This is a genomic window from Anaerolineae bacterium (assembly GCA_011176535.1).
GTDB lineage: Bacteria > Chloroflexota > Anaerolineae > Anaerolineales > DRMV01 > DUEP01.
The window spans coordinates 1-23,255 of sequence record DUEP01000067.1 but is presented as its reverse complement, the minus strand read 5'-3'; the positions used below and the strand labels follow the sequence as shown (position 1 = coordinate 23,255).

Here is a 23,255-nt window from a genome sequence, read left to right as displayed (position 1 = left end):
TGTCTGATCAAGAACCTGAAGAAGAAATGACGATGGAAGCCCTTCTGGCAGCAGAGGGGCTGGAGATGGACTTCCCCAAGCGGGGAGATGTGCGACAGGGTGAGATCACGGGGATCACAGATCAAGCCGTGCTGGTCAATATCGGGGCGAAATCCGACGGGCAGATTCCCCTGCGGGAGTTCGATCGGCTTTCTCCGGAAGAACGCGAGGAGGTTTTGCAGATTGGCCAGCGTATCCCGGTCTATGTGCTGGGGTTCGACAGTCATGGCGCGCCGCGGTTGTCCTATCTCCAGGCGCTGGAGGCCGAAGATTGGGAGCGTGCCGAGCGCATGAAGGAGAGCAGCGAACTGTATGAGGGCACCATCGCCGGCTACAACAAAGGTGGCTTGGTGGTGCGCCTGGGACGGCTGCGCGGCTTTATTCCTCTTTCCCAAATCAGCCGGGAGCGACGGCAGTCCCTGCAGAGTGACCGCCCCGACCCCAGTTGGAAGGAACTCATCGGGCAGCCGATTGTGGCCCGGGTGATCGAGGTGGATCGTTCGCGGCAGCGGCTGATTCTCTCCGAGCGGGCTGTGGCCCGTCAGGCGCGAGAGTTGCTCAAAGAGCGGGTGCTCGCTCAGTTGCAGGTCGGCGATGTGCGCACCGGCCGGGTGACCAGCCTGACCAAGTTCGGCGCTTTTGTCAACATCGACGGGGCCGACGGCCTGGTGCATCTCTCCGAGATTTCTTGGGAGCACATCGACAAGCCCGAAGATGTGCTGCAGGTGGGGCAGGAAGTTCAGGTTAAAGTCATCAGCATTGATCCCGAACGCAAGCGCATCGGGCTTTCCATACGCCAATTGCGGGAAGACCCCTGGAAGACCAAGGCGGCCTCTTTGCGGGTGGGCCAACTGGTGCGGGCCACCATCACCCGCCTGGAAAAGTTCGGCGCTTTTGCCCGCCTGGAAAACGGTTTAGAGGGCCTCATCCATATCTCCGAACTCAGTGAACAGCGGATCGAGCATCCCAAGGAAGTGGTCAAGGAAGGCGACGAGGTCACCTTGCGCATCATCCGCATCGATCCCGAAGCCCGTCGCATCGGGCTGAGCCTGCGCAAGGTGGATACATTGGCTTATGCCGACCTGGACCTGCAAATGGCTTTGGCCGAGGCGGAGGAAGAACTGGAGCAGTTGCTCGGCCTGGAAGAGGCGGCGGAAGAAGCATTGCCTAACGAGGAAGAGAGTGCTGAGGCCAGGGTTGAGGCGGCGGCGGAGGAAGCCTCCCCCGAGGCTAAAGCGGCCGGGGAATCCCCCGAAGCCGCTCTGGAGGCCCCAGAGGAGGCCTCGGAAACGGAACCCAAAGGCGAATAGCCGGTAGCGTCTTCCACAGCACCCTCCTCGATAGGAGGGTGCTTTTTTATCCGGCCCTTTGATGGCGGAGATAAAACTGGTAGAATAAGCGTAGAGGAATACTGAGGAGCGGAGCGTAACTGTGGGAAGATGTGAACAAAAGTACGGCTTGGTTGGATAAGGAGGTTGACTTTGGCTCGCATGGATCGTTTTACCCAGCGTGCTCGCCGGGTGCTCAGCCTGGCTCATCAAGAAGCGGAACGCATGCGCCACGCGCAGATTGGCACCGAGCATCTGCTGCTCGGGCTGATCAAAGAAGAAGGTGGCGTCGCCAGCCGCGTATTGCGCGATTTGGGCCTGATCCCCGAACGCGTGCAGGAGATGGTCGAGCGCATGGTGGGGTTCGGCCAATCCACAGGGGGGCAGATTGAACTTTCGCCCGGCACACAACAGGTGTTGCAACTGGCCATCGAAGAGGCCCGCCGGTTGGGCCACCAGTATGTGGGCACCGAACACCTGTTGTTGGGGTTGATTCGCTACGAAGAGGGGACGGCCCTCAAAGTGTTGGCCCGCCTGGGCATCACCCCGGAACAGGTCCGGCGTCAGACCCGCCGGTCGCTCTCGGCGGGGTCCAGCGGTCTGACCTCTTCGGCCGAGCGCCGCGGACAACGCACCGAAGGGCGAGAAGAGAAAAAGAAGAGCAAGACGCCCCTGCTCGACCAGCTGGCCGTGGATCTGACGGTGCTGGCGGAAGAGGGGAAGTTGGACCCGGTCATCGGGCGTGAGATGGAGATCGAGCGGGTGATCCAGATTCTCGCCCGGCGCACTAAGAACAACCCGGCCCTCATCGGCGAACCCGGGGTGGGCAAGACGGCCATCGTCGAGGGGCTGGCCCAGCGGATTGTCGAGGGCGATGTCCCCGCGCCGTTGCTCGGCCGGCGGGTGTTGCAGTTGGATGTGGGCTCCTTAGTGGCCGGGACCATGTATCGCGGCCAGTTCGAGGAGCGGATGAAGCGCCTCATCGAAGAACTCAAGCACACGGACAACATTCTCTTCATCGATGAAGTGCACATGCTGGTGGGCGCTGGTGCGGCTGGCTCGGCGGTGGATGCGGCCAACATCCTCAAACCGGCCCTCTCCCGCGGCGAAATTCAGATCATCGGCGCCACCACGCTGGATGAATATCGGAAGCACATCGAGAGCGACGCGGCCCTGGAGCGGCGCTTCCAGCCGGTTTATGTGGACGAACCCACGCCCGAGGAAGCGCTGGAGATTTTGCGCGGCATCCGTTCAGCCTACGAGGAGCATCATCACCTCCGTATCTCCGACGAGGCCCTGGAGGCGGCGGTGAAACTTTCCTCGCGCTATGTTACCGATCGGTTCCTGCCCGACAAGGCCATTGACCTCATTGACGAGGCCGCCTCACGCGTGCGCATGTACAAATCGCCCGCGGCTAAGAAGGCCAAGGAGATCATGGAGCAGTTGCGGCGCGTGCGGGAGCAGTACGCCCTGGCCGTGGAGGATGGCCGCTTTGAGGACGCCGAGGCGCTACGGGAGCAGGAGGCCGAACTGGAACGCCAGTTGGAGTACCTGCGTTCCGGCTGGGATCGGGGGAACGCTCCGGTGGTCACCGAGGCCGATATTGCGGAAGTGGTCTCCATGTGGACGGGCATCCCGGTAAGCCAGTTGGCGCAGGAAGAAACCGAGCGCCTGTTGCACATGGAAGAGGAACTGAAGAAGCACATCGTGGGCCAGGAAGAGGCCATCGAGGCTATCGCCAAGGCCGTGCGCCGGGCGCGGGCCGGCCTCAAGGACCCGCGGCGCCCCATCGGCTCCTTCATGTTCCTGGGCCCCACAGGCGTGGGCAAGACAGAATTGACCAAGGCGCTGGCCCGTTTCCTCTTCGGCTCCGAAGAGGTGCTCGTGCAACTGGATATGTCGGAGTTCATGGAGCGCCACACGGCCAGCCGTCTGGTCGGTGCGCCGCCGGGGTATGTGGGGTATGAGGAGGCCGGGCAACTCACCGAGGCCGTGCGCCGTCGGCCCTATTCCATCGTGGTCTTTGACGAGATCGAGAAGGCCCATCCCGATGTGCACAACATGCTCCTCCAGATCATGGAGGAGGGGCACCTGACCGATGCCCAGGGCCACAAGGTGGACTTTCGCAACACCATCATCATCATGACCTCCAATGTGGGCGCGGAGATGATCAAGCGCCAGACAGGCCTGGGCTTCCCCTTGCAGCGGGATGCCAAGGTGGAGGAGCGTCTCTCCTACCAGGAGATGCGCAGGAAGTTGTTGGACTCGCTGCGGCGGGTATTCCGCCCCGAGTTCATCAACCGCCTGGATGCAGTGATCGTGTTCCGCGCGCTGAGCAAGGACGATATCCGCCGCATCGTGCGGCTGGAATTGCAAAAAGTGGAAGAGCGTCTGGCCGAGCATAGCCTGCATCTGATGGCCACCGAAGAGGCCATCGAGCGGCTGGCCGCATTGGGCTACGACCCGGAGATGGGGGCCCGGCCCCTGCGGCGAGTCATCCAGCAGAAGGTGGAGGACCCCATCGCTGACGCCATCATCGGCGGCAACTTCTCCGAAGGGGACACCATCGTCATCGATGTGGGTGAAGGCGAAGACGAGATCACCCTCCGCCGCGAATCCCAGGCGGAGGAGCCCTCGGCGCCCGAGGCCGCGCCGGCCTGAGACGAAATGGGCGACCTCCACCACGCCCCCTGCGGCGTTCACAGGGGGCGTGGTGCTGCCAGGGGTCAACCCTGGCCCGTGGCTTGCCTTTCTGCCCAACCCCTTCTATAATCCAGATATGACTTTGGCCCATACCCTCCTTCAGTTGCAACAAACGGATACCCGGTTGGGGGCGCATCGGCAGCGGTTGGCCGAACTGGCGCGTTGGTTTGCGCAGGCCCCTGAGGTGGAACTGGCCCAGGCAGCCCGTGACCGCGCCTGGAAGGCCTCTCAGGAGGCGCAACGCGCTTTTCGGGAGGCCGAGGCCCGCCTGCAAGAGGTGCAGGACAAACTGCGGCGCACCGAAGCCCGGCTGTACGATGGCAGTGTGCGCAACCCCAAGGAGTTGCAGGACCTTCAGCGCGAGGCCGAGGCCTTGCAGCGGCGCCTCGGTGAACTGGAAACCGTGGCCGTGGAGGCCCTGATGGCGGCCGAGGAGGCCGAGGCCGCTTTGCAGCAGGCCGAAGCGGCGTTGAAGCAGGCGCGGGAGCAGCGCGCGGCTGCCGAGGCCCAGCGCCGGGCCGAAAAGCAGCGCCTGGAGGGCGAAGTGCCCCAACTGGAAGCGCGTCGCGAAGTCTTGCTCGCGCAGTTACCCCCTGAAGTGGCCGCCACTTACGAGCGACTGCGCCAGCGCAAACACGGGCTGGCCGTGGCCGAAGTGCAGGAGCAGGCCTGCAGCGCCTGCGGGGCCACCCTGACCAGCGCTTTGCTTCAGGAGGCCCGAGACAGCACCACCCTGACCTTCTGTCAGGAGTGCGGGCGCATCCTGATGGCCCGGTAGTCTGGGAGGATCTGGCCTCATGTGGACCGTCTTTCGCCATCGATGGGATTGGCTTTCCCTGGGGGCCGGATTCCTCTTGGGATTGCTGTTCCATGTTGTGTTGCGGCTGCTTCAGGTAGGGGGGCAGCGCGTGCTTTGGGCTTGGCAACGCCTGCACGCGGAACGCACGACGACCAAAGAAGTTCGGGTGGAGCAGCGGTACCGCCAGTGGCTGCGCTCGGCGCTGCGAGGCTGGCATCTGGCCGCCCCCCTCTTTGCCCTGGATGAAATCCTCATCCCACCAGCGGTGCTGCGCCCACCGCGGTTGGCGGTCGCGGAAGAGTCGTCCATCCTGGACGACATGGTGACCACGGCGGTACCCTTTTCGCCGGAGTGGCCACATCTGCAGGCATTTTACCAAGCACCCACGCTCACGCTGCCCCAGGCGTTGAGCGGCGGCGCGCATCTGCTTCTGCTGGGGCCGCCGGGCATGGGCAAGACCACAGCTTTGCTCTACCTGGCCGGGCTGCTCCTGCAACGCGACCCTGCGTTGGGCGATCTGGCCGACCGGCTTCCCCTTTACACCCATGCGGCGGCGCTGGCGCTCCCTGAGCAGGAGGCAGAGAATCCCGGAGCCCTTCTGACCCCCCTGATGGACGCCTTGCCCGCCGAGATGCCGGCCGGTCTGCGCAGTTCGTGGGCCAGGCACCTGGAGGAATTTTTCCAGACCGGCCGCTTGGTGTGGTTGCTCGACGGCCTGGACGAGTTGCCGCTGGAAGCGCAGCAACCGGTGGCCCGTTATGTGAGCCGTGTGCTGGAGGCTTTCCCTCAGGTGCGGGTGGTCGCCGCGGCCGCGCCGGATTTCTTCGATGGCTTCAGCCGCGCGGGGCTGCAACCGGTGGCCCTGGCGCCGTGGGATGAGCGGCGCGCGCAGCGTTTTCTCGTCCAGTGGGGGCGTCAGTGGCGGCGGTATGTGGCGCCGGCGTTGCAGGCGGCCCCGCCCGAGGTGGACGCCCTGCTCCTCAACCGCTGGTTGCTGGCCGAGCACCCGGTGATCACCCCTCTGGAACTCACCCTGCATGCCTGGGCGGCCTACGCGGGCGACGCGCTGGGCCCGCGTTTGCGTGACGGCCTGGAGGCCTACCTGCGCCGCATGGTGCCGGATTGGGAGCGCGCCCGACCGGCCTTGCAGGCGGCCGCGTTGGAGTTGCTGAACCTGGGCCAGGCCGCCGTCCCGGTCAACGCCCTGGGCAGCCACCTGGATGTGGAGGTGGAATTCGAGGAGGCGCCGTCTCCTGCGCCGGACGAAGGGGATGGTGCTGCCAACACGGAGACGGCACCGCCCGAGGGGACGAAATCCCCCTTCCAGGTGCCGATCAAATCGGCCAGGGTGCGGCGTTTGCTCCCCGAACTGGTGCAAAGCGGCCTGTTGGTGACCTATTCGGCGGAACGGGTGGGCTTCGTTCACCCCACCCTGTGGGCCTACCTGGCGGGCGAGGCCATCGCCCGATGGGGTACCCAGGGGGTGCTGCGCTCGCCCTGGTGGCCGGTCAAACTTCAGGCGTTGCGCTTTGCCGCGGCCTTGGGCGATGGCACGGCGCGGGTGGAAGCCTGGCTGGTCCAAAGCAAGGAGCCTTTGCTCCGCGAGGTGCGCTGGCTGGGCCAGGTGCTCCCCGACCTGCCCGCGAATTCGCCCCTGTTGCCGTCCATCGTGCGGCGGTTGATGGACCTGGTGACGGACCCTCTGACGCCGGTGAGCCTGCGCGCCGATGCCCTGAGCGCCTTGGTCCTCAGCGGCGAAAAAGGGATGCGGGTGATCTTCCGCAAACTGCTGGCCCATCGGGATGCAGGCACGCGTCGCCTGGCGGCCCTGGGGTGCGGCCTGCTGCGCGACGGGAAGGCCGTGGAGGAACTGCGGGCCTTGCTGCTGGACGAGGCCCTGGAGGTGCAGCGCGCCGTGACGCTGGCGCTGGCCGCCATCGGGAGCGAAGACGCCTTGCGGTTGTTGGGGGAGTTGTTGCTCCACGGCAACGACCTCCAGCGCCGGGCCGCGGCTGAAGCCCTGGCCAATCACCCCCAGGAAGGGCATCCGGCCTTGCAGGAAGGGGCCCAACACGAGGATTTACTGGTGCGCCGGGCGGTGGCCTATGGTCTGGCCCGGGTGCCGGACCCCTGGGCGCGCGAGGCGCTGGAAAAGATGCAGGTGGAGGACGACGAGTGGGTGGTCCAGGCCGCGGCGGCCCAGGTGTTGGAGGCGTTGCAGCAGACGGAGGCGTGGGCCCCGCGTCCCAGGCCGCCCTTGCACGATGAACCCTGGCTTTTGGCCTTTGCAGCGGAGCGGGGTGTGGGTGTCCCCCCGGGCGAGGCGGCGTACGATGTGCTGCGCGATTGCCTGCGCGAGGGCAGCGAGGAGCAGGTCCTGGCCGCTCTGGAGCGGGTGGCCTTCGAGCCGCACATCGACTGGACGGCCGAGGTTTACGCGCTGTTTTACGGCGGCACCCCGGCGCAGCAGGAGGCCGCCTCGCTGGCCCTGCGTTACTTGGCGGCAGCCGGGGCCGAGTTGCCCAACCCCATGCGGTACGGGCTGGGACGAGACATTCGGCGGTAAGGCAGGAAGCGGAAAGCAACAACACCCCCCATCGGCCTTGTTTGGGATGGGGGGTGCTGTTTTGGCTCTGCGTTGGGGGGCTCAGATCAAATGTTCCAGGATGCGGCGTTGGGCCTCCTCCGGCTCCATATCCAGAATGGAGACCAGTTTGTCCCGCCCGGTTTCGCCTGCCACGATGGAGATGCGGGAAGACGGCACATCCAGAATTTTGCTGAGGAACTGGATCAGCGCCTTGTTGGCCTTGCCTTCCACCGGCGGGGCGGTCAGGCGAATGCGGATGGTGCCGTCGTTGAGCACTTCGGCCACTTCGTTGCGTCGTGCCCGTGGGGTGACGCGAATGGCCAGGGCAGCGCCCCGGCGGCCATCGTGGAATTGGAATTTGCGTCGCATCGTGATCCCTCGAGTCAGATCAGGGCAGACAAGACCCATATCAGGGCCTGCGCCACCACTTGGATGAGGATGATGAGCACCACTGGGCTGAAGTCCAGGCCACCCAAAGGGGGCAGGACGCGCCGAATGGGGCGCAGCATGGGCAGGATGAGACGATCCAGAAAGGCGCGCGCCGGGTGAAAAGGCGAAGTAAAGTAGTGCAAAACCACATCCACCACCACGAAGAGAATGAACACCCGGGCCAACAGGTCAATCAGGCGAATCAGGAAGAAAATCAGTGAAGTGATCATAGCATTATTTTACCCGAATTTTCGTTGTTTTTCGCTTTTGGTGGCCGGGGGCCTAAAATGGCCGTGCCGATGCGCACGAAGGTGGCCCCTTCTTCAATGGCCACTTCGAAGTCGGCGCTCATGCCCATGGAGAGTTCCTCCCATGCGGCTTGAGGAAAGCGGCGGGCCAGGTACTCCCTCAGGCGGCGCAGGCGGCGGAAGTACGGGCGTGCGCCTTCGGGGTCCGGTGTGGGGGGTGGAATAGTCATCAGGCCGCGCACCTGCAGATGGGCGCAGGCCAGCACGGCTTCCATGTCCGGCAGCAGGTGCTCCCATTGGCTTTCTTCCCACGCGGGCCAGCCCGACTTGGTGGTCTCACCGGACACATTGAACTGGAGCAGCACGGGCAGCACCCGCCCGGCCTGGGCGGCCAGGTTTTCCAGCCGCTGGGCCAGTCTGAGCCGGTCTAGCGAGTGAAGCCAGTCGAAGCGTTCGACGACCAGGCGCGCTTTACGGCGTTGCAGATGGCCGATCATGTGCCAGCGTAAATCGAAACGGGCGAGGCGGTCCATCTTGGTCACGGCTTCCTCGGGGTAGTTTTCCCCCAGGTCTTCCGCTCCGGCTGCCATCACGGCTTGAATGCGTTCTAGGGGCTGGCCTTTGGTGACGACCACCAGCCGCACCTCGTTGGGGTCGCGTCCGGCCCGCGAGGCAGCCTGGTGAATGCGTTCCAGAATTTGCGTGTAGCGTTCGGCGATTTGGTCGGCTAAACTTCGCTTTCGGGACATCGACGCACCTCAGAAAGTCCATCCTGGGCGTTGTTGCCATTGCCGCCGGCTCTCCGGTGGGAGGTGGGGGAGCACCCGCCGGATGACCCAGGCCAGCAAGGGTGCCCTTTCGCCATCGGCCCCCTCGTTCCACACGCGCCAGAGGAACGGGCTGGTCTCTTGGGGCCAGCGTTGGGCCAGGGTCTGCAACAGTTGGGCCGCTTCGGGCCGCTCTTCGCTGGTCAGATGGAGCAGGGCCTGCCGCAGGGCGCCGTAGAGGGCCGGCCCGTTCTCAAAGGCGGGGGAGGCCACCAGGGCGGTCAGGGCCTGGAAGGCCAAACGGCGCGCCGGGCCGGGCTGGGATAGCCTTTGCGCCGCCTGCGCGAAGAAGGCTTCCGGCGTCTCCTGGACCAGGCGAGAGGTCCCCTGAGTGAGCAGCGCCTGGCGCAGATCGGGGTCCTGGGCCTCGGCGAGCCAGGCCCAGAACTGAGCCTGGGTGGCCTCTTCGGGCGGGGCCAGGCCGAGCAAACGAGCGGCCAGATGGCGCGCTTCGAGATGGGGGTCCTGCCAGAGGGCCTGCGCCAGAGGCAATGCAGCTTTGGGGTGCCGCGCTACGGCCTGGCGCAGGCTTTGCCAGAGCAGGTTGAGCGCGGCGGGCGGCAGGTGATAAGCCGGCAGCACACGTTGCCCCGAGCGATAGAGCGGTGTGCCGTGGCGGGCCATGAGGGCGCTCAGCGCACGGGCACACCTGTCGGGGGCATCAAGATGGACCAGCGCAGCGCCGAGATCGCGGCGAAATTCGGTCAGGCGAATGGCGGGCATGGTGCCTCCTGAAGCGGTAAGCGTATTCTACCGCAAACTCCTACAATGGGTTTGTGGGTCTCTCCTGCATCCGGCCCTGACCAGGCGCGTTGGCCCGGGGCAAACAAAAGGCCCGGCGCAAGCCTGCCGGGCCGATGAAGGTCAAAGGGTGGCGCGTCAATACGCCCTGGCAAAGTACACCTTGTGCCTGGCCGGGCGGCCGCAGACCACGCATTTGGCCGCGCCCACCCCCGGCTGTTCCAGGGGGATGCAGCGGCTGGTGGCTTTGGTGTCTTCTTTGATTTTGGCCTCGCAGGCCGCGTCGCCGCACCACCAGGCGTAGGCCCAGCCGTTCTGCACCATCTCCTGCAGTTCGTCGTAGGTGTCCACCTCGTGGCTGTGCTCCTGGAAGAAGGCTTGGGCCTTGGCGTACATGGAGGCGTGGATGTTGTCCAGCAAAGCGGCGATGGTATCGGCCAGGCCATCCTGAGGTACGAAGGTCTTGCCCTCGCGGCCTGGCTTGTCGCGGCGGGCCAGGGCCACGCTGTTCTTTTCCAGGTCGCGGGGGCCGATCTCCACCCGCACGGGCACGCCGCGCAGTTCCCAATCGTTGAACTTGAAGCCGGGCGTCACATTGTCGCGGCCGTCCAGTTTGACCCGGAAGCGCTCGCGCAGTTGGGCCTCGATGCGCTGGGCCGCCTCGAGCACGCGCGCCTTCTCCTCCTCGGTCTTGTAGATGGGTACGATGACCACCTGGATGGGGGCCAGGCGAGGCGGCAACACCAGCCCCTTGTCGTCGCCGTGCACCATGATGATCGCCCCGATGAAGCGCGTGGAAAGCCCCCACGAGGTCGTCCACACATACTGCAACTGGTTGTTCTGGTCCAGGTACTGGATGTTGAAGGCTTTGGCGAAGTTTTGCCCTAAGAAGTGCGAGGTGCCGGCCTGCAGGGCCTTGGTATCGCCCATCATGGCCTCGATGGTGTAAGAGCGCACCGCCCCGGCGAACTTCTCGCTCTCGGTCTTCAACCCCGGCACCACCGGCACGGCCGCTTCGTTCACTGCGAAGTCCTCATACACCCGCAACATGCGCAGGGTTTCTTCTTCGGCTTCCTCGGCCGTGGCGTGGGCCGTGTGGCCTTCCTGCCAGTAGAACTCCAAGGTGCGCAGGAAGAGTTTGGTGCGCAATTCCCAGCGCACCACATTGCCCCACTGGTTGATGAGCACCGGCAGATCACGGTAGGATTTGATCCATTTGGCGTACATGTAGCCGATGATGGTTTCCGAAGTGGGGCGCACCACCAGCGGCTCGGCCAGTTTTTCGCCGCCGCCGTGGGTGACCACGGCCAACTCGGGCGAGAAGCCCTCCACATGTTCCTTTTCCTTCTCCAGGAAGGACATGGGGATCAGCAACGGGAAGGCCGCGTTGACATGGCCGGTGGCCTTGAAGCGCCTGTCCAGGGCGTCTTTGATGTTTTCCCACAAGGCCCAGCCGTAGGGGCGCACCACCATGCAGCCGCGCACCGGCGCGTAGTCGGCCAGTTCGGCTTCCAGTACCAGGCGGTTGTACCATTCGGCAAAGTTTTCGCTGCGAGAAGGCAATTTGTTGCTCATGGGCTCTCTCGACCTCCGTCGGGATGGGGAAATTTTACCAAAGTGTGCGTGCCATGTGTCCGTGCCAGGTGCGGTGTGCGAAGTGAGGGGTGCCGGACATGGGGGAACGGGCTGACCCCGTAGAAGCGTGCCCGCCCGGGGGTCAGCCCAGCCCTAAGAGGTGCACCGCTTGGGCTTCGTCGGCCGCAAAGTGGAGCAATTGTCGGGCGGCTTCGTGGACATGGGCCTGCTGGGCGGCGAAGAAGGTCTCAAAGGTACGCCGCCAGCCCTCGCCGATGAGCACCAACGGTCGCGGGGGGATGGCCTGGATGACCAGGTGGTTCCAGAAGAGGGCGATCTCGGTGAGCGTGCCTGGCCCGCCGGGCAGGGCGATGGCCGCCTCGGCGCGGGTGACCAGCAGGCGTAAACGCTCGATGAGGGTGGCCGCGCGCCATTCCTCCTGCACCCAGGGGTTGGGGGCCACGGGCCGCCAGCGTTCGATCGCTTCGCAGGTCACGCCCACGCTGTGCCCTCCGGCTTCCACCACGCCTTTGGAGACGGCTTCCATGGTGCCGATGTAGCCGCCAGTGAGCACGGTCAAGCCTCGCTGGCCCAGCAGGCGGCCCAAACGGTACGCCTGTTCGTAAGTGGGGTCCCCAGGGCCGGGGCCGGAACTACCGAAGACGGCCACGGTGTGCAATGAAGACATGGAAGACCTCCGACAACGGCTCTGCCCTTGTGGTCCGGCAGGGCCGATGGGATCAGGAGGCCTTCGCCGGGTCGGGAGGTTCCCAGCGGCGATGGTTGTTCTTTTCCAGTTTGTCCAGGATAGCCTGCTCCAGATCGATCCCAGCCCGGTCGGCCAGTTGGAGCAGGTACAGGGCCACATCGGCCAGTTCCTCGGCCAGCGCCTGGCGATCCGCCGGGTGCTCGCCCCACTGGAAGTGCTCCAGCACCTCGGCAGCCTCTAAGGTGAGGGAGATGGCGAGGTTGCGCAGGGTTTGCGGGCGGGCACTGTCGGGGCGGTACCAGCCCTTGGCTTCCACAAAGCGGTGCATGGCGGCGGTCAGTTCGCTCAGGTCCATAGCAGGCGTTTCCCCGGGCAAAGATGGGGCGATTATACCAGGGAAACGAAAAGACCTGTCAGGGCTACCTGACAGGTCTGCGGTGGAGGAAAGGGAGGGTTATTTTTGGGTGGCCGCCAACGCCTTCTCGACCACGGCCTTGAAGGCCTCAGGATGCCGCACGGCCAGGTCGGCCAGCATCTTGCGGTTGATGGTGATGTTGGCCTGACGCATGGCGTGGATCAGGCGGCTGTAAGTGGTGCCGTTGAGGCGGGCCGCCGCGTTGATGCGGGTGATCCACAGCCGGCGCAGGTCACGCTTGCGGTTGCGGCGGTCGCGGTAGGCGTACCACAGGCTCTTCAGCATGGCCTCGTTGGCCCGGCGGAAGAGGCGCGACCGCGCACCCCACTGGCCTTTGGTGAGTTTGAGGATTTTCTTGTGGCGTCGTCGCCGAACAAAACCGGTCTTGACTCGCATAACGACCTCCTGCGGTCCCCCGGGCGCCGACGGTCACGCGAGGCGCACCGTCCGTTGTGTACACCCGGCAGCCGCGTTTGGGGAAATGTGGCGGCAGGCCGCCAAGGGTTAACTCTCTTGTTTCTTCAGGTAGGGGGCCAGCCGCTTGATGTTGCGGATGTACCCCGCACCCTCCACGGGAATCATGCGGGTGAACAGGCGCTTGGTGCGATCCGATGTGCGGCGGCGGAAGTGGCTCTTGCCGCCCTTGGTGCGCACGATTTTGCCCGAGCCGGTCACCCGAAAGCGCTTCGCCGTGGCCTTGTGGGTCTTGATCTTGTATTTCTTCCCGGTTCGCTGCTTACGAGGCACGGTCCACTCTCCTGAACACGGAATCACGCAAAAAGGGGCGGCGAGGTGTCTCGCCGCACCGGCTTTCCTATGTGTCGTTGTCGGGCGTTGGCGAGCCTGACTCGGCTTTCTTCTTGGCCTTCTTCTTCCGCGGGGCCAGGATCATCAGCATCGAGCGGCCCTCCATGGCGGGGGGCTTTTCGACGACCGCGATGTCGGCCAGCGCTTCGGCGATCTCGCGCAAGTCTTCCAGGGCGATTTCGGGGTAGGTGATCTCCCGGCCGCGGAAGCGCATGCGGACGCGCACTTTGTGGCCTTTTTCCAGCCACTTACGGGCGTTCCGCAGTTTGAAAGCCCGGTCGTGCTCGTCGGTTTTTGGGCGCAGACGCAGTTCTTTGATCTCGACTTTGGCCTGGGCCTTGCGGGCCTTGCGTTCCTTTTTGGAGCGCTCGTACAGAAAGCGGCCAAAGTCCATGACCCGGCATACCGGCGGGTTGGCGTTGGGGGCAATCTCCACCAGGTCCAACCCGGCATTCTGAGCGATTCGCAAGGCATCTCGTCGGGGAATCACGCCCAGGTTTTCCCCGTTCGGCCCGATGAGACGCACCTGAGAGGCGCGAATCTCCTCGTTAATCCGATATTGATTGGCGTCGCTTATAGCCCGACCTCCTCAAAAAGTCAACGGCCCGGCCCGACGGAACGGGCCAAGCGCCGCTGATGATACCACAACTCCCCAGGGGCGTCAACGAAAGGAAAGGTTATCCGGGCCCTGAGGTATGGCCTTCGCCCCAGATCCACACCAGCACCCGGCGCCGGTGGGGGCGGGCCCGGTGCTCGAACAGGTACACGCCCTGCCAGGTGCCCAGGGCTAAGCGCCCCTGGGCGATGGGGATGGGTACCACGGGCAGGGTCAGCGCGGCGCGGATGTGCGCCGGCATGTCGTCGGCGCCCTCCAGGGTGTGGCGGAACCACGGCTGGCCCGGCGGCACCAGGCGCTCGAAGGCTTCCTCCAGGTCGGCGCGCGCCGTGGGATCCCAGTTTTCGTTGAGCACGAGGGAGGCGCTGGTGTGCGGCACGAAAACGAAGCAGACGCCTACCTGTACGCCGCTGGCCTCTACCTGGGCCTGGATCTGGGCGGTGATGTCGTGCAGTCCTTTGCCGGGCGTGGCGATTTCCAGGGTCACGGTGTGCCACATGGTCGGCGCCTTGGGTCAGGGTGTTTGCGGGGGATAGGAGCGGGCCAGGATGCCCGGAGGCCCAGAGAAGCGTTCCTCAGAGGAGCGGCCTCTGGGCATCGCGCTCACACGCCAGCGTCGATGTCGGCCTGGGCCTTTTCTAAGAAGGCCTCCACGCTCATCGGGCCTAAGTTCTCGCCGGAGCGCAGGCGCAGGGCCACCTGTCTGGCCTCCACTTCCTTATCGCCCACCACCAGCATGTAGGGCACCTTTTGCCTCTGCGCGTCGCGGATTTTGGCGTTCATCCGTTCGCTGCGGTCGTCCACCTCGACCCGCAGCCCGGCGGCGCGCAGGCGCTGGGCCACCTCGTTGCAGTAGGGCACATGGCGGTCCGCGATGGGGATGAGTACCGCCTGCACCGGCGCCAGCCACACCGGGAACGCCCCGGCGTAGTGTTCGATGAGCACGCCTAAGAAGCGCTCCGTGCTGCCCATGATGGCCCGGTGGAGCACCACGGGCGTATGCTCCTGGCCGTCGGGGCCGATGTAGGTCAGGCCCAAGCGCGCCGGTTGGATGAAGTCCACCTGGATGGTGGACAGTTGCCATTCGCGACCCAGGGTGTCGTGGGCGATGAAGTCGGCTTTGGGGCCGTAGAAGGCCGCTTCGCCACGGGCCTCGGTGTAGTCCAGGCCGCTGGCGTCCAGCGCCGCCCGCAACGCCGCTTCGGCCTTATTCCACTTTTCGGGGTCGTTCACATACTTGCCGCCTTCGCCCCGGAGCGAGAGACGCACCTGGTAATCCGTCAGGCCGAAGCGCCCCAGAATTTCCTGGATGAGGTCCAGGAGCATGGTGAACTCACTCTGGATCTGGTCCGGGGTACAGAAGATATGGCAGTCATCCTGCGTCAGGGAGCGCACCCTGGTCAAGCCGTGGAGTTCGCCTTTCTTCTCATAACGGTACACCGTGGCAAACTCCGAAAATCGCAGGGGCAATTCGCGGTAGGAGTGCTTGCCCATCTTTTTGTAGAGGGTCATGTGGCTGGGGCAATTCATGGGCTTGAGGCGGAAGCGGTCCTCGCCATCCACCATAGGCGGGAACATGACATCGGCATAGTTTTGCAAGTGCCCCGATTTGGCGTACAGATTTTCTTTGACCAGGTTGCCAGTCCAGACATGCTGAAACCCGTAGCGGGTCTGCACTTCGCGCACGAAGGATTCCAGTAGATGTCGCAGGATCTCCCCTTTGGGGGTGAAGAGGGGGATGCCCGGCCCGATCTCGTCTGGCGCAAAGTAGAACAGGCCCAACTCCTTCCCCAAACGGCGGTGGTCGCGCTTGGCCGCTTCCTCCCGCCATTGGAGGTACTGGCGCAGTTCTTTAGGAGTTTGCCAGGCAAAGCCGTAAATGCGGGTGAGCATGGGCTTGGTCTCGTCGCCGCGCCAGTAGGCCCCGGCGATGCTATCCAGTTTGAAGGCCTTGGGATGGATTTCGCGGGTGTGCTTCACATGAGGGCCGCGGCACAAATCCACGAAGTTCCCGTGGCGGTAGATGCTGAGCACGGGCTGCTGCCCCTCGGGCAGGGGGTTTCCGTACTCATCCGTGCCCCGCTGCAGGATGTCTTCGATGAGTTCCAACTTGTACGGCTGGTCTTTGAAAAGTTCCCGCGCTTGTTCGGGGGTGATCTCCTCGCGGATGAACGCATGCCCCTCGGCGAGGATTTCCCGCATGCGTTTCTCGATGGCTTCCAGGTCGTCGGCGGTGATGGGGCGGGGGAGATCAAAGTCGTAGTAGAAGCCGTCGTCCACGGGCGGGCCGATGGCGATTTTGGTGTTTGGGAAGATGTCCATCACCGCCTGGGCCATGATGTGCGCCAGCGAGTGGCGGATACGGTAGAGTTGGGACTCAGGGTAATTTTCGGGGAGTTTGGGCTTTTCGATCATGATATGCCTCCTGCGGCAAGGGAGATCCAGGAGAGAACAAAGGGATTAACCGAAAACGCTCCCACCCCTCTGGGGCGGGAGCATCGGCTCACGCGGTTCCACCCAGTTTGGCCGCTGGCGGACCTCCGGACAAGTGCTGCACCCCTGCCGGGAGGTGCCCTCCCAGAGGGAGAGGCCGCGGCCATCTCTGGGGGCCGGTAACGGGGCCCAGCCGGTTCCCTTACTGGCCGTGGGAAGTGGCGTTCGGGGTTCCGCTCGCGGGGGGTTTTCGCCGGGGGCTACCGAAGGGACCTCGCAGCCCAAGGGCCCCTCTCTCTGGCGGCGCGTGCCCGGCTACTCGTCCCGGTCGTCGCGTTTGGGTTATGGCAAACGGCCCGGCGGGCGGGCCGTCGTGCTGGCAGGTGGGCGGTATAGGACTTGAACCTACGACCTCCGCGATGTCAACGCGGCGCTCTAACCAACTGAGCTAACCGCCCACACGCGTTTGAATTATACCCATGGTAGAGGAAATTGGCAATATTTGGTCGAGGTTTTCGCCGCACGGCGTGGCCCGGTTTGCCAAGCGCCGCTTTTTTCGGTACACTTTCTCTAAAGGAATGGACGACGATGTCGATTTATGTGCTTCGCGGTCAACCCGTCCATGTGGTCGAGGAGGGGCATCTTCATCGGCAGGTGGCGCTGTTGGTGCATGGCTGGTCCGGTTCGTGGTATGCCATGTCGCCGCTGTTGGGCCTGCTGACCCGACGCTACCGTTGCCTGGCCGTGGACCTGCCGGGATACGGTAAATCGCCCCCCTTCCCTTACCGCGCCACCATTCCGGCCTATGCCGACCTGCTGGCCGAACTGGTGGCCCAGGTGAGCGCCGGGCCGGTGGTCTATGTGGGACACTCGATGGGGGGAATGATCGGGCTGACCATGGCTTTGCGCCATCCCGCCCTGGTGGAGCGGTTTGTGTTGTTGGGGCCGACCATCAGCGGGCGGCTGTCCACCTTCATCAACCTCTTCATTTCGCCGGTCACCCTGCTGGAAGCCTTCGGCCTGGGGCGTTTCATCGTCTCGGGGGTGGAGCAGGCCTTTGTGGGCGTCACGGATCGGCTGATGCGACCTGCTTCCTTTGCCGAGCGCACCACAATCACCGCGCGGGACTATCGGCGCCTGCGGGCCGATGCCCGTCGCCCCGGGCAGGGCCGGGTGCGCGCGGAGTGCTACTTTGCCATGCGCGAGAACGACCTGCGGGGACGGCTGCGTCAGATTCGCGTCCCCGGTCTGGTCATCTGGGGCGCGGAGGACAACACGGTGCCCTTACGGGACGCCGGCGTGGTGTCCGACGAGTGGGCTGAAGCCGACTTGCGCATCCTGCCCAAAGCTGGGCACTGGCCACACTTCGAGCAACCTGTGCTCACCCACCGGTTGGTCGCCGGCTTTTTGGGCCTGCCCCTGCTGGTCCAGGAACGGGATGTGCCCCTCAGCGACGATACCTTACAGCAGACGGTAGAGGTGGCGCGGTTCCTGGTCAACTCGGATTTGGGGCGCGCGTTGAGCGAGGCCAATCGCATGCGTCTGGCGGCCCAGATGCATCTGCGCGTGCTCCGGCCCGGCGAGTTGCTCTTCCAGGCCGACGAGCAGGGCGAGATGTTGTTTTTGGTCTGGCGGGGCAATGTGGAAGTCTGGGGAGACGCCACTCCCCCGAGGCGAGCCCCCCGGCGGCTGGCCGTGATCCCGCCGGGGCAAACGGTGGGGGAGTTGAGTTTTCTGGATGGGGACCCTTATGGCTTCGATGTCCTGGCCGGGCCCGAAGGGGCCGTGGTGTTGGCCCTTTCCCGCTCGCGTTTGCTGGCCCTGGCCGAAGACGACCCCGTGTTGGGGACCCGCTTGTTTTACAATCTTTCGCGGGCGGTGGCCCGTCGGGCACGCTTTGCGCTCTGGCAGCGTCGTACCGGAGCGCCTGGCCCCCTGGTGCCGCCCTATTGGAGAGATCCCCGGCCGGAGGATTGGGGTCGCCCTGACGCTTACCTTCAGTGAGGTGCGATGACCGCTACCCTTCGTCGTCGAGCATTGCACAGGTTTCTGGGGACTTTGTTCCGCTGGCTGACCCGGGTCGAGGTGGAGGGCTGGGTACGCATCCCCCACCAGGGGGGAGCCCTCCTGGCCGTCAATCACTTGAGCCGCCTGGACCCGCCGTTGATTTTCGTCCTCTGTGAGCGGCATGACCTGACCGCTCTGGTAGCCGAGAAATACCGCCACTGGCCTATCATCCGGCAGATGGTGGACACAGTGGACGGCATCTGGATCAACCGTTTTGCCCCCGACGCCCAGGCCCTGCGCCGCGCGCTGCGTCATCTGCGCGGGGGAGGGATGCTGGGCATTGCACCGGAGGGCACGCGCAGCAAAACCGGAGGGCTGATGCGCGGCAAACCGGGCGTGGTGTATCTGGCGGCCCTTTCCGGAGTGCCTATCGTGCCCATTGCCATTTACGGTACCGAACGCTGGTGGCACCAATGGCTGCGCTGCCGCCGCCCGGTGATCTTTGTGCGCGTGGGGGAACCGTTCGTTGTGGGGCGTTTGCCTGATGAAAATCGCGATGCCTGGCTGCAGGAGAAAGCCGACGAGGTGATGCTCCGCATTGCGGCGTTGTTGCCGCCGGAATACCGGGGGGTGTACGCCCGGCATCCCCGTTTGCGCGAGTTTCTCCAGCCGGACAAGGAGGAACCATGAACACCTTGAGCGTGCTGCAAGGGGAAAACGCCCGCTTGCAAAGGGAAAACCGGGAACTCAAGGCGCAATTGCGCCGCCTGTATGGCGCCCTGCGGGCCATGGATTACCTGCTGGATGTCCTGGACGATCTGACCCCGGATTTTGACGCCCTGGCCCTGCTGGCCGATGTGCTGGATGCGGCCCTGCAGGCGGTGGATACAGACCATGGCTCGTTGATGCTGGCCGATGAGGAACAGAGTGAGTTGGTTTTCGTGTTGGTGCGGGGGCCTTTTACCCAGGCGCTGACCGGGCATCGCATTTCGATGAAGGAAGGCATTGCCGGATGGGTGTACCAGACAGGGGAGTCGGCTCTGGTGCCCGATGTGCGCTACGACCCGCGCTGGAGCGACGCCATTGATCAGGTGACCCATTTCCACACCCAGTCGGTGCTGGCCGTGCCCCTGGTGGCCGGAAAGCGAAAACTGGGCGTGTTGGAGGCCGTGAAGCCCAAGGGTGCGGTGCCCTTTGGCGAAGACGACGCGAGTGTGCTGTGGTTGGTGGCCCGTTTGGGAGCGTTGGTGCTGGAACAGGCCGACCGCCTGAGTAGCGAGGAGAAAACCTGACCTCCTTGGGCGCCTTGACCGGGGCTGAGGAAGAGGATAGAATATACACGCTGAAACAAGCGGGCGTCGCCAAGGGGTAAGGCAACGGCCTTCCAAGCCGTCATTCGCGGGTTCGAATCCCGTCGCCCGCTCAGCCGCCGCCCCCCGCCCATGGCTTTGCGGCGGTGCTTGCTTTCTCCGGGGCCCATAGCTCAGCGGTCAGAGCAGGCGGCTCATAACCGCTTGGTCGCAGGTTCGAATCCTGCTGGGCCCACCTGAAATGCTGTGCCGCGGTGGTGGTCCGCGGCCCCCTTTTTTGTGAGGTGGCGATGTCCCCGTCTTCTCCCCAGGAGCAAACCCTGCGCGGCTGGCAGGGCCGCGAATTGCCGTTACGCTGGCACCAGCCCACGGCGGGTGAGGGCACGGCGGCGGTGGTCTGGCCGGGGCTGCGCTACACCTGCGACCGCCCGCTGCTGGCCCTGACCACGCGGGCGTTGCTGGCGCGCGGCGTGACCGTGGCCCAGGTTTGGGCCGACTATCAGACGCCGGCCTTCCAGCAGGCGGCTCCCGAACAACGCTGGCGCTGGCTGATCGCCGAGGCGCTGGCCGTGTTGCAGGCCGTGCGCCAGGAGGTGCAGCCCCGGCGTTGGGTTTGGGTGGGCAAGTCCTTAGGCACGCTGGCCATGGCTGGGGCTTGGCTGGAGGGCCGGGGGCGGGACCTGGCCGCCTCGGTGTGGTTGACCCCCCTGCTGGCTTTCCCGGCGGTGGTCAAGGTGCTGGCCCATCTGGACACCCCCGCGCTGATGGTCGGCTCGCGAGAAGACCCCACCTGGGATCACGCGGGCTGGCAAAAAGCGGCGACCAACCTGCCGGTGGAGCCGTTGCTGCTGGAGCAGGGCAATCACAGCCTGGAGATCCCGCAGGACGCCCGGTCCACGCAGCAGAACTTCCAGAGAGTGGAGCAGACCCTGACGGTTTTCCTGGACCGGATTTTCGCCTGAACCCCCGGAAAGGCAAAACGGACGGCTCTGTGCACAGAGCCGTCCGTTTTTTGTCCTGTTGGGTTGTCGGGCCTACCCCTCGGCCTCCACCAGATTGGGCACGGAGGCTTCGGTTGCCTGCTTGCGAAAGGTCAGTTCTGGTTGTTCCGGGTGCTTGTCCACCAGCACCACATCGCCGGGGGCGAACTCGCCGCTGAGCAAACGGATGGCCAGAGGCCCTTCCACATGTTTCTGGATGGCCCGCTGCAAGGGCCGGGCGCCGAAGTTGGGGTCGTAGCCGATTTCGGCCAGCCACTGGCGGGCCTCCGGGGTGAGTTCCAGGCGCAGGCCCTGCTCATCCAGCCGCTCCTGGAGCGCTCGGGCCTGCAGGTCCACGATTTGCAGCATGTCTTCCTGGGTGAGGGGGGAGAACATGATGATCTCGTCGATGCGGTTGAGGAACTCGGGGCGGAAGGTGGCCTTGAGCGCCTTTTCGATTTTCTCCTTGGCCTGGCGGTCCTCGCCTTCGGTTTCGGAGGCCGGCTGCAGGAAGCCCAGGCTGCCCGAACGGCGGATGAACTCGGTGCCCAGGTTGCTGGTCATGATGAGCACCGTGTTGCGGAAGTCCACCGTGCGGCCCTGCCCGTCGGTCAGGCGGCCTTCGTCGAGAATCTGCAACAGCGCGTTCCACACTTCGGGGTGGGCTTTCTCGATTTCATCGAAGAGGATAACGCGATAAGGCCGACGGCGCACGGCCTCGGTCAACTGGCCGCCCTCCTCGTACCCCACATACCCCGGCGGCGCGCCGAACAGCCGCGAGACCGCGTGCTGTTCGCGATACTCGCTCATGTCGATGCGCACCAGGGCGTCTTCGTCGTCGAAAAGGAATTCGGCCAGGGCTTTGGCCAGTTCGGTCTTGCCCACGCCCGAGGGGCCGATGAAGATGAAGGAGCCGATGGGCTTGCGGGGGTCCTTGAGGCCCGACCGGGCGCGGCGGATGGCGTCGGAGATGGCGCGGATGGCCTCGTCCTGCCCCACGATGCGCTCGTGCAGGCGCTCTTCCATGTGCAGCAGTTTTTCGGCCTCGGTCTCTAACATCTGCGTGACGGGGATGCCCGTCCATTGGGAGACGATTTCGGCGATGTCGTTGGCGTCCACCTCCTCGTCGAGCCGATGCTCGGCCTCCCATTGAGCGCGTTTGGCGCGGAATTCTTCTTCCAGGCGCAGGCGCTCGGCTTTTTTGATGGCCGCGCGCTCGTAATCGCGTTCCAGGCTGGCCTGCTCCTCTTCTTCGGCCAGGCGTTTGATCCGGGCTTGGAGTTCCTTGAGATCGGGCGGCAGGGAGTACAGGGTCACCCGCAACTTGGCCGCAGCTTCGTCGATGAGGTCGATGGCCTTATCGGGCAGGTGGCGATCGGTGACATAGCGGGCCGAGAGCCGCGCGGCAGCCACCAACGCATCGTCGGTGATGCGCACGCCGTGGTGGGCCTCGTAGCGCTCCCGCAGGCCGCGCAACATCTCGATGGTGTCTTCCACGCTGGGCTCTTCGACATAGATTGGGGCGAAGCGGCGCTCCAGGGCGGCGTCTTTTTCGATGTACTTGTGATACTCGTCCACGGTGGTGGCGCCGATGGCCTGCAGTTCGCCCCGGGCCAGGGCCGGTTTGAGCATGTTTGAGGCGTCCATGGCGCCCTGGGCCGCGCCGGCTCCGACCACGGTGTGCAACTCATCGATGAAGAGGATGATTTCGCCAGCGGCGCGCTTCACCTCGTCCATCACGGCTTTCAGACGTTCCTCGAACTCGCCGCGGAAGCGCGTCCCGGCGATCATGGCGCCCAGGTCCAGGGCCAGCACCCGCTTGCCGCTGAGGATTTCGGGCACCTCGCCGCTGGCGATTTTCTGGGCCAGCCCCTCGACGATGGCCGTCTTGCCCACTCCGGCCTCGCCGATGAGCACCGGGTTGTTCTTCTTGCGGCGGGAGAGGATCTGGATGACCCGCATGATCTCGGCGTCGCGGCCGATGACGGGGTCTAATTTGCCCTCGCGGGCCATTTGGGTCAGGTCGCGGGAGAATTTCTCTAAGGTGCGGTAGCGGCTCTCGGCATGGCGATCGGTCACTTTGTGCCCGCCGCGCACCTGCTGGATGGCTTGCAGCACGTGCTCTTTGGTGACGCCGGTTTCCATGAGAAGCCGGGCGGCGGGGGTGTTCCGCTCGCTCAAAATGGCCAGGAAGAGGTGTTCGGTGGAGATGTACTCGTCGCCCAGGCGATCGGCCTCCTGGCTGGCCACATCGACGATGCGTTTCACCCTGGGGGTGATGAAAATCTGTCCGGCTCCCCCGCCGAAGATGCTCGCCTTGGGGCTGGTGCGCAACACATAGTCCAGCCGATCCCGCAGGGTGTCCACATCCACATGCAGCGAGGTCAAAATCTCGGGGATCACACCCTGAGATTGTTCTAACAACGCCAGCAGGATGTGCTCGGTGTCGATTTGGTTGTGGCCGTAACGCTGGATGATTTCAGCAGCCCGTTGAGCCGCCTCTTGCGCGCGTTCGGTAAAACGTTCGAATCGCATCATGCATCCCTTCCTTGGAGGGCTTTGGTCAGGGGCATCCACGCAACGAGGCCCCCTGTTTTGAGAGATTATAACATCAGGGGAAGCGGGGGAGATAAGCGTTTTGTTAGAACGGGTGCAAGCCGGATGCCAGGGAGGGGGCTGGGCCAGGGACGTTCAGGGGAGGG

21 protein-coding genes and 3 tRNA genes are annotated in these 23,255 nt (G+C 64.7%); 10 read left to right on the top strand and 14 right to left on the bottom strand.

Annotated elements, in window-relative coordinates; all coding sequences use genetic code 11:
- Positions 1-32 precede the first annotated feature (32 nt).
- The 4 genes from G4O04_06990 to G4O04_06975 all read left to right on the top strand — a co-directional run bounded on the left by G4O04_06990 (position 33) and on the right by G4O04_06975 (position 7,435).
- Positions 33-1,349 carry a S1 RNA-binding domain-containing protein gene (locus tag G4O04_06990; GenBank protein HEY58261.1) on the top strand — a complete coding sequence of 439 codons (1,317 nt, stop codon included), beginning with the start codon at positions 33-35 and terminating at the stop codon, positions 1,347-1,349.
- 180 nt (positions 1,350-1,529) lie between these two features.
- Positions 1,530-4,028, top strand: a complete 2,499-nt coding sequence (locus G4O04_06985) for an ATP-dependent Clp protease ATP-binding subunit (GenBank protein ID HEY58260.1) — start codon at positions 1,530-1,532, stop codon at positions 4,026-4,028.
- Between the two features lie 118 nt (positions 4,029-4,146).
- Complete coding sequence (locus G4O04_06980; GenBank protein ID HEY58259.1) at positions 4,147-4,848, top strand: hypothetical protein; 702 nt, start codon at positions 4,147-4,149, stop codon at positions 4,846-4,848.
- A gap of 19 nt (positions 4,849-4,867) precedes the next feature.
- Entirely contained in the window at positions 4,868-7,435 is a 2,568-nt protein-coding gene (locus G4O04_06975; protein HEY58258.1) for an NACHT domain-containing protein, read from the top strand.
- 81 nt (positions 7,436-7,516) lie between these two features.
- Here the strand turns inward: G4O04_06975 and G4O04_06970 are convergent, their stop codons facing one another.
- The 13 genes from G4O04_06970 to G4O04_06910 form a co-directional block, all read right to left on the bottom strand.
- A complete protein-coding gene (locus G4O04_06970) occupies positions 7,517-7,825 on the bottom strand; it encodes a DUF167 domain-containing protein (protein HEY58257.1) in 309 nt (102 codons plus the stop codon).
- A 14-nt stretch (positions 7,826-7,839) separates the two neighbouring features.
- Entirely contained in the window at positions 7,840-8,115 is a 276-nt protein-coding gene (locus tag G4O04_06965) for a YggT family protein (protein ID HEY58256.1), read from the bottom strand.
- On the bottom strand, positions 8,112-8,882 hold the full coding sequence (locus tag G4O04_06960; protein ID HEY58255.1) for a YggS family pyridoxal phosphate-dependent enzyme: 771 nt from the start codon (positions 8,880-8,882) through the stop codon (positions 8,112-8,114). Before G4O04_06960 ends, G4O04_06965 begins: the two co-directional genes overlap by 4 nt.
- Before the next feature lie 9 nt (positions 8,883-8,891).
- The gene (locus G4O04_06955) at positions 8,892-9,683 is read right to left on the bottom strand and encodes a hypothetical protein (protein HEY58254.1); all 792 of its coding nucleotides are present in this window, start codon (positions 9,681-9,683) and stop codon (positions 8,892-8,894) included.
- A gap of 156 nt (positions 9,684-9,839) precedes the next feature.
- Positions 9,840-11,276: a proline--tRNA ligase gene (locus tag G4O04_06950; protein HEY58253.1), complete on the bottom strand. Its 1,437-nt coding sequence runs from the start codon at positions 11,274-11,276 to the stop codon at positions 9,840-9,842.
- A gap of 142 nt (positions 11,277-11,418) precedes the next feature.
- Positions 11,419-11,964, bottom strand: coding sequence for an LOG family protein (locus G4O04_06945; GenBank protein ID HEY58252.1), 546 nt, complete (start codon positions 11,962-11,964; stop codon positions 11,419-11,421).
- A gap of 52 nt (positions 11,965-12,016) precedes the next feature.
- Entirely contained in the window at positions 12,017-12,340 is a 324-nt protein-coding gene (locus G4O04_06940) for a nucleotide pyrophosphohydrolase (GenBank protein HEY58251.1), read from the bottom strand.
- 99 nt (positions 12,341-12,439) lie between these two features.
- Positions 12,440-12,796, bottom strand: a complete 357-nt coding sequence (rplT, locus tag G4O04_06935; GenBank protein HEY58250.1) for a 50S ribosomal protein L20 — start codon at positions 12,794-12,796, stop codon at positions 12,440-12,442.
- A 108-nt stretch (positions 12,797-12,904) separates the two neighbouring features.
- Entirely contained in the window at positions 12,905-13,147 is a 243-nt protein-coding gene (gene rpmI / locus G4O04_06930; protein ID HEY58249.1) for a 50S ribosomal protein L35, read from the bottom strand.
- Positions 13,148-13,214: 67 nt separating this feature from the next.
- The gene (locus tag G4O04_06925) at positions 13,215-13,784 is read right to left on the bottom strand and encodes a translation initiation factor IF-3 (protein ID HEY58248.1); all 570 of its coding nucleotides are present in this window, start codon (positions 13,782-13,784) and stop codon (positions 13,215-13,217) included.
- A 100-nt stretch (positions 13,785-13,884) separates the two neighbouring features.
- A complete protein-coding gene (locus G4O04_06920) occupies positions 13,885-14,322 on the bottom strand; it encodes a YjbQ family protein (GenBank protein HEY58247.1) in 438 nt (145 codons plus the stop codon).
- Positions 14,323-14,426: 104 nt separating this feature from the next.
- Positions 14,427-16,238: a threonine--tRNA ligase gene (locus G4O04_06915; protein HEY58246.1), complete on the bottom strand. Its 1,812-nt coding sequence runs from the start codon at positions 16,236-16,238 to the stop codon at positions 14,427-14,429.
- A 402-nt stretch (positions 16,239-16,640) separates the two neighbouring features.
- Positions 16,641-16,714 (bottom strand) — tRNA-Val (locus G4O04_06910).
- 130 nt (positions 16,715-16,844) lie between these two features.
- Here G4O04_06910 and G4O04_06905 point away from each other — a divergent pair.
- The 6 genes from G4O04_06905 to G4O04_06880 all read left to right on the top strand — a co-directional run bounded on the left by G4O04_06905 (position 16,845) and on the right by G4O04_06880 (position 20,535).
- A complete protein-coding gene (locus G4O04_06905; GenBank protein HEY58245.1) occupies positions 16,845-18,260 on the top strand; it encodes an alpha/beta fold hydrolase in 1,416 nt (471 codons plus the stop codon).
- A gap of 6 nt (positions 18,261-18,266) precedes the next feature.
- Positions 18,267-18,953 carry a 1-acyl-sn-glycerol-3-phosphate acyltransferase gene (locus tag G4O04_06900; protein ID HEY58244.1) on the top strand — a complete coding sequence of 229 codons (687 nt, stop codon included), beginning with the start codon at positions 18,267-18,269 and terminating at the stop codon, positions 18,951-18,953.
- Positions 18,950-19,555 carry a GAF domain-containing protein gene (locus G4O04_06895; protein ID HEY58243.1) on the top strand — a complete coding sequence of 202 codons (606 nt, stop codon included), beginning with the start codon at positions 18,950-18,952 and terminating at the stop codon, positions 19,553-19,555. The genes G4O04_06900 and G4O04_06895 overlap by 4 nt, the downstream gene beginning before the upstream one ends.
- 59 nt (positions 19,556-19,614) lie before the next feature.
- Positions 19,615-19,686, top strand: a tRNA-Gly gene (locus G4O04_06890).
- 49 nt (positions 19,687-19,735) lie between these two features.
- Positions 19,736-19,808: transfer RNA gene (locus G4O04_06885), tRNA-Ile, on the top strand.
- 55 nt (positions 19,809-19,863) lie between these two features.
- Positions 19,864-20,535, top strand: a complete 672-nt coding sequence (locus G4O04_06880) for a hypothetical protein (GenBank protein HEY58242.1) — start codon at positions 19,864-19,866, stop codon at positions 20,533-20,535.
- A gap of 72 nt (positions 20,536-20,607) precedes the next feature.
- On the opposite strand, the gene G4O04_06875 is transcribed toward G4O04_06880, so the two are convergent.
- The gene (locus G4O04_06875; GenBank protein HEY58241.1) at positions 20,608-23,088 is read right to left on the bottom strand and encodes an AAA domain-containing protein; all 2,481 of its coding nucleotides are present in this window, start codon (positions 23,086-23,088) and stop codon (positions 20,608-20,610) included.
- Between the last annotated feature and the right edge of the window lie 167 nt (positions 23,089-23,255).

What these genes read in the sequence shown, in the direction of transcription:
- G4O04_06940 (HEY58251.1), bottom strand. Translation starts at nt 12,340, where the DNA reads ATGGACCTGAGCGAACTGACCGCCGCCATGCACCGCTTTGTGGAAGCC.
- G4O04_06980 (HEY58259.1), top strand. Translation starts at nt 4,147, where the DNA reads ATGACTTTGGCCCATACCCTCCTTCAGTTGCAACAAACGGATACCCGG.
- G4O04_06875 (HEY58241.1), bottom strand. Translation starts at nt 23,088, where the DNA reads ATGCGATTCGAACGTTTTACCGAACGCGCGCAAGAGGCGGCTCAACGG.
- G4O04_06880 (HEY58242.1), top strand. Translation starts at nt 19,864, where the DNA reads ATGTCCCCGTCTTCTCCCCAGGAGCAAACCCTGCGCGGCTGGCAGGGC.
- rplT (HEY58250.1), bottom strand. Translation starts at nt 12,796, where the DNA reads ATGCGAGTCAAGACCGGTTTTGTTCGGCGACGACGCCACAAGAAAATC.
- G4O04_06905 (HEY58245.1), top strand. Translation starts at nt 16,845, where the DNA reads ATGTCGATTTATGTGCTTCGCGGTCAACCCGTCCATGTGGTCGAGGAG.
- G4O04_06970 (HEY58257.1), bottom strand. Translation starts at nt 7,825, where the DNA reads ATGCGACGCAAATTCCAATTCCACGATGGCCGCCGGGGCGCTGCCCTG.
- G4O04_06950 (HEY58253.1), bottom strand. Translation starts at nt 11,276, where the DNA reads ATGAGCAACAAATTGCCTTCTCGCAGCGAAAACTTTGCCGAATGGTAC.
- G4O04_06965 (HEY58256.1), bottom strand. Translation starts at nt 8,115, where the DNA reads ATGATCACTTCACTGATTTTCTTCCTGATTCGCCTGATTGACCTGTTG.
- G4O04_06920 (HEY58247.1), bottom strand. Translation starts at nt 14,322, where the DNA reads ATGTGGCACACCGTGACCCTGGAAATCGCCACGCCCGGCAAAGGACTG.
- G4O04_06985 (HEY58260.1), top strand. Translation starts at nt 1,530, where the DNA reads ATGGATCGTTTTACCCAGCGTGCTCGCCGGGTGCTCAGCCTGGCTCAT.
- G4O04_06990 (HEY58261.1), top strand. Translation starts at nt 33, where the DNA reads ATGGAAGCCCTTCTGGCAGCAGAGGGGCTGGAGATGGACTTCCCCAAG.
- G4O04_06945 (HEY58252.1), bottom strand. Translation starts at nt 11,964, where the DNA reads ATGTCTTCATTGCACACCGTGGCCGTCTTCGGTAGTTCCGGCCCCGGC.
- G4O04_06975 (HEY58258.1), top strand. Translation starts at nt 4,868, where the DNA reads ATGTGGACCGTCTTTCGCCATCGATGGGATTGGCTTTCCCTGGGGGCC.
- G4O04_06915 (HEY58246.1), bottom strand. Translation starts at nt 16,238, where the DNA reads ATGATCGAAAAGCCCAAACTCCCCGAAAATTACCCTGAGTCCCAACTC.
- G4O04_06955 (HEY58254.1), bottom strand. Translation starts at nt 9,683, where the DNA reads ATGCCCGCCATTCGCCTGACCGAATTTCGCCGCGATCTCGGCGCTGCG.
- G4O04_06960 (HEY58255.1), bottom strand. Translation starts at nt 8,882, where the DNA reads ATGTCCCGAAAGCGAAGTTTAGCCGACCAAATCGCCGAACGCTACACG.
- G4O04_06895 (HEY58243.1), top strand. Translation starts at nt 18,950, where the DNA reads ATGAACACCTTGAGCGTGCTGCAAGGGGAAAACGCCCGCTTGCAAAGG.
- G4O04_06900 (HEY58244.1), top strand. Translation starts at nt 18,267, where the DNA reads ATGACCGCTACCCTTCGTCGTCGAGCATTGCACAGGTTTCTGGGGACT.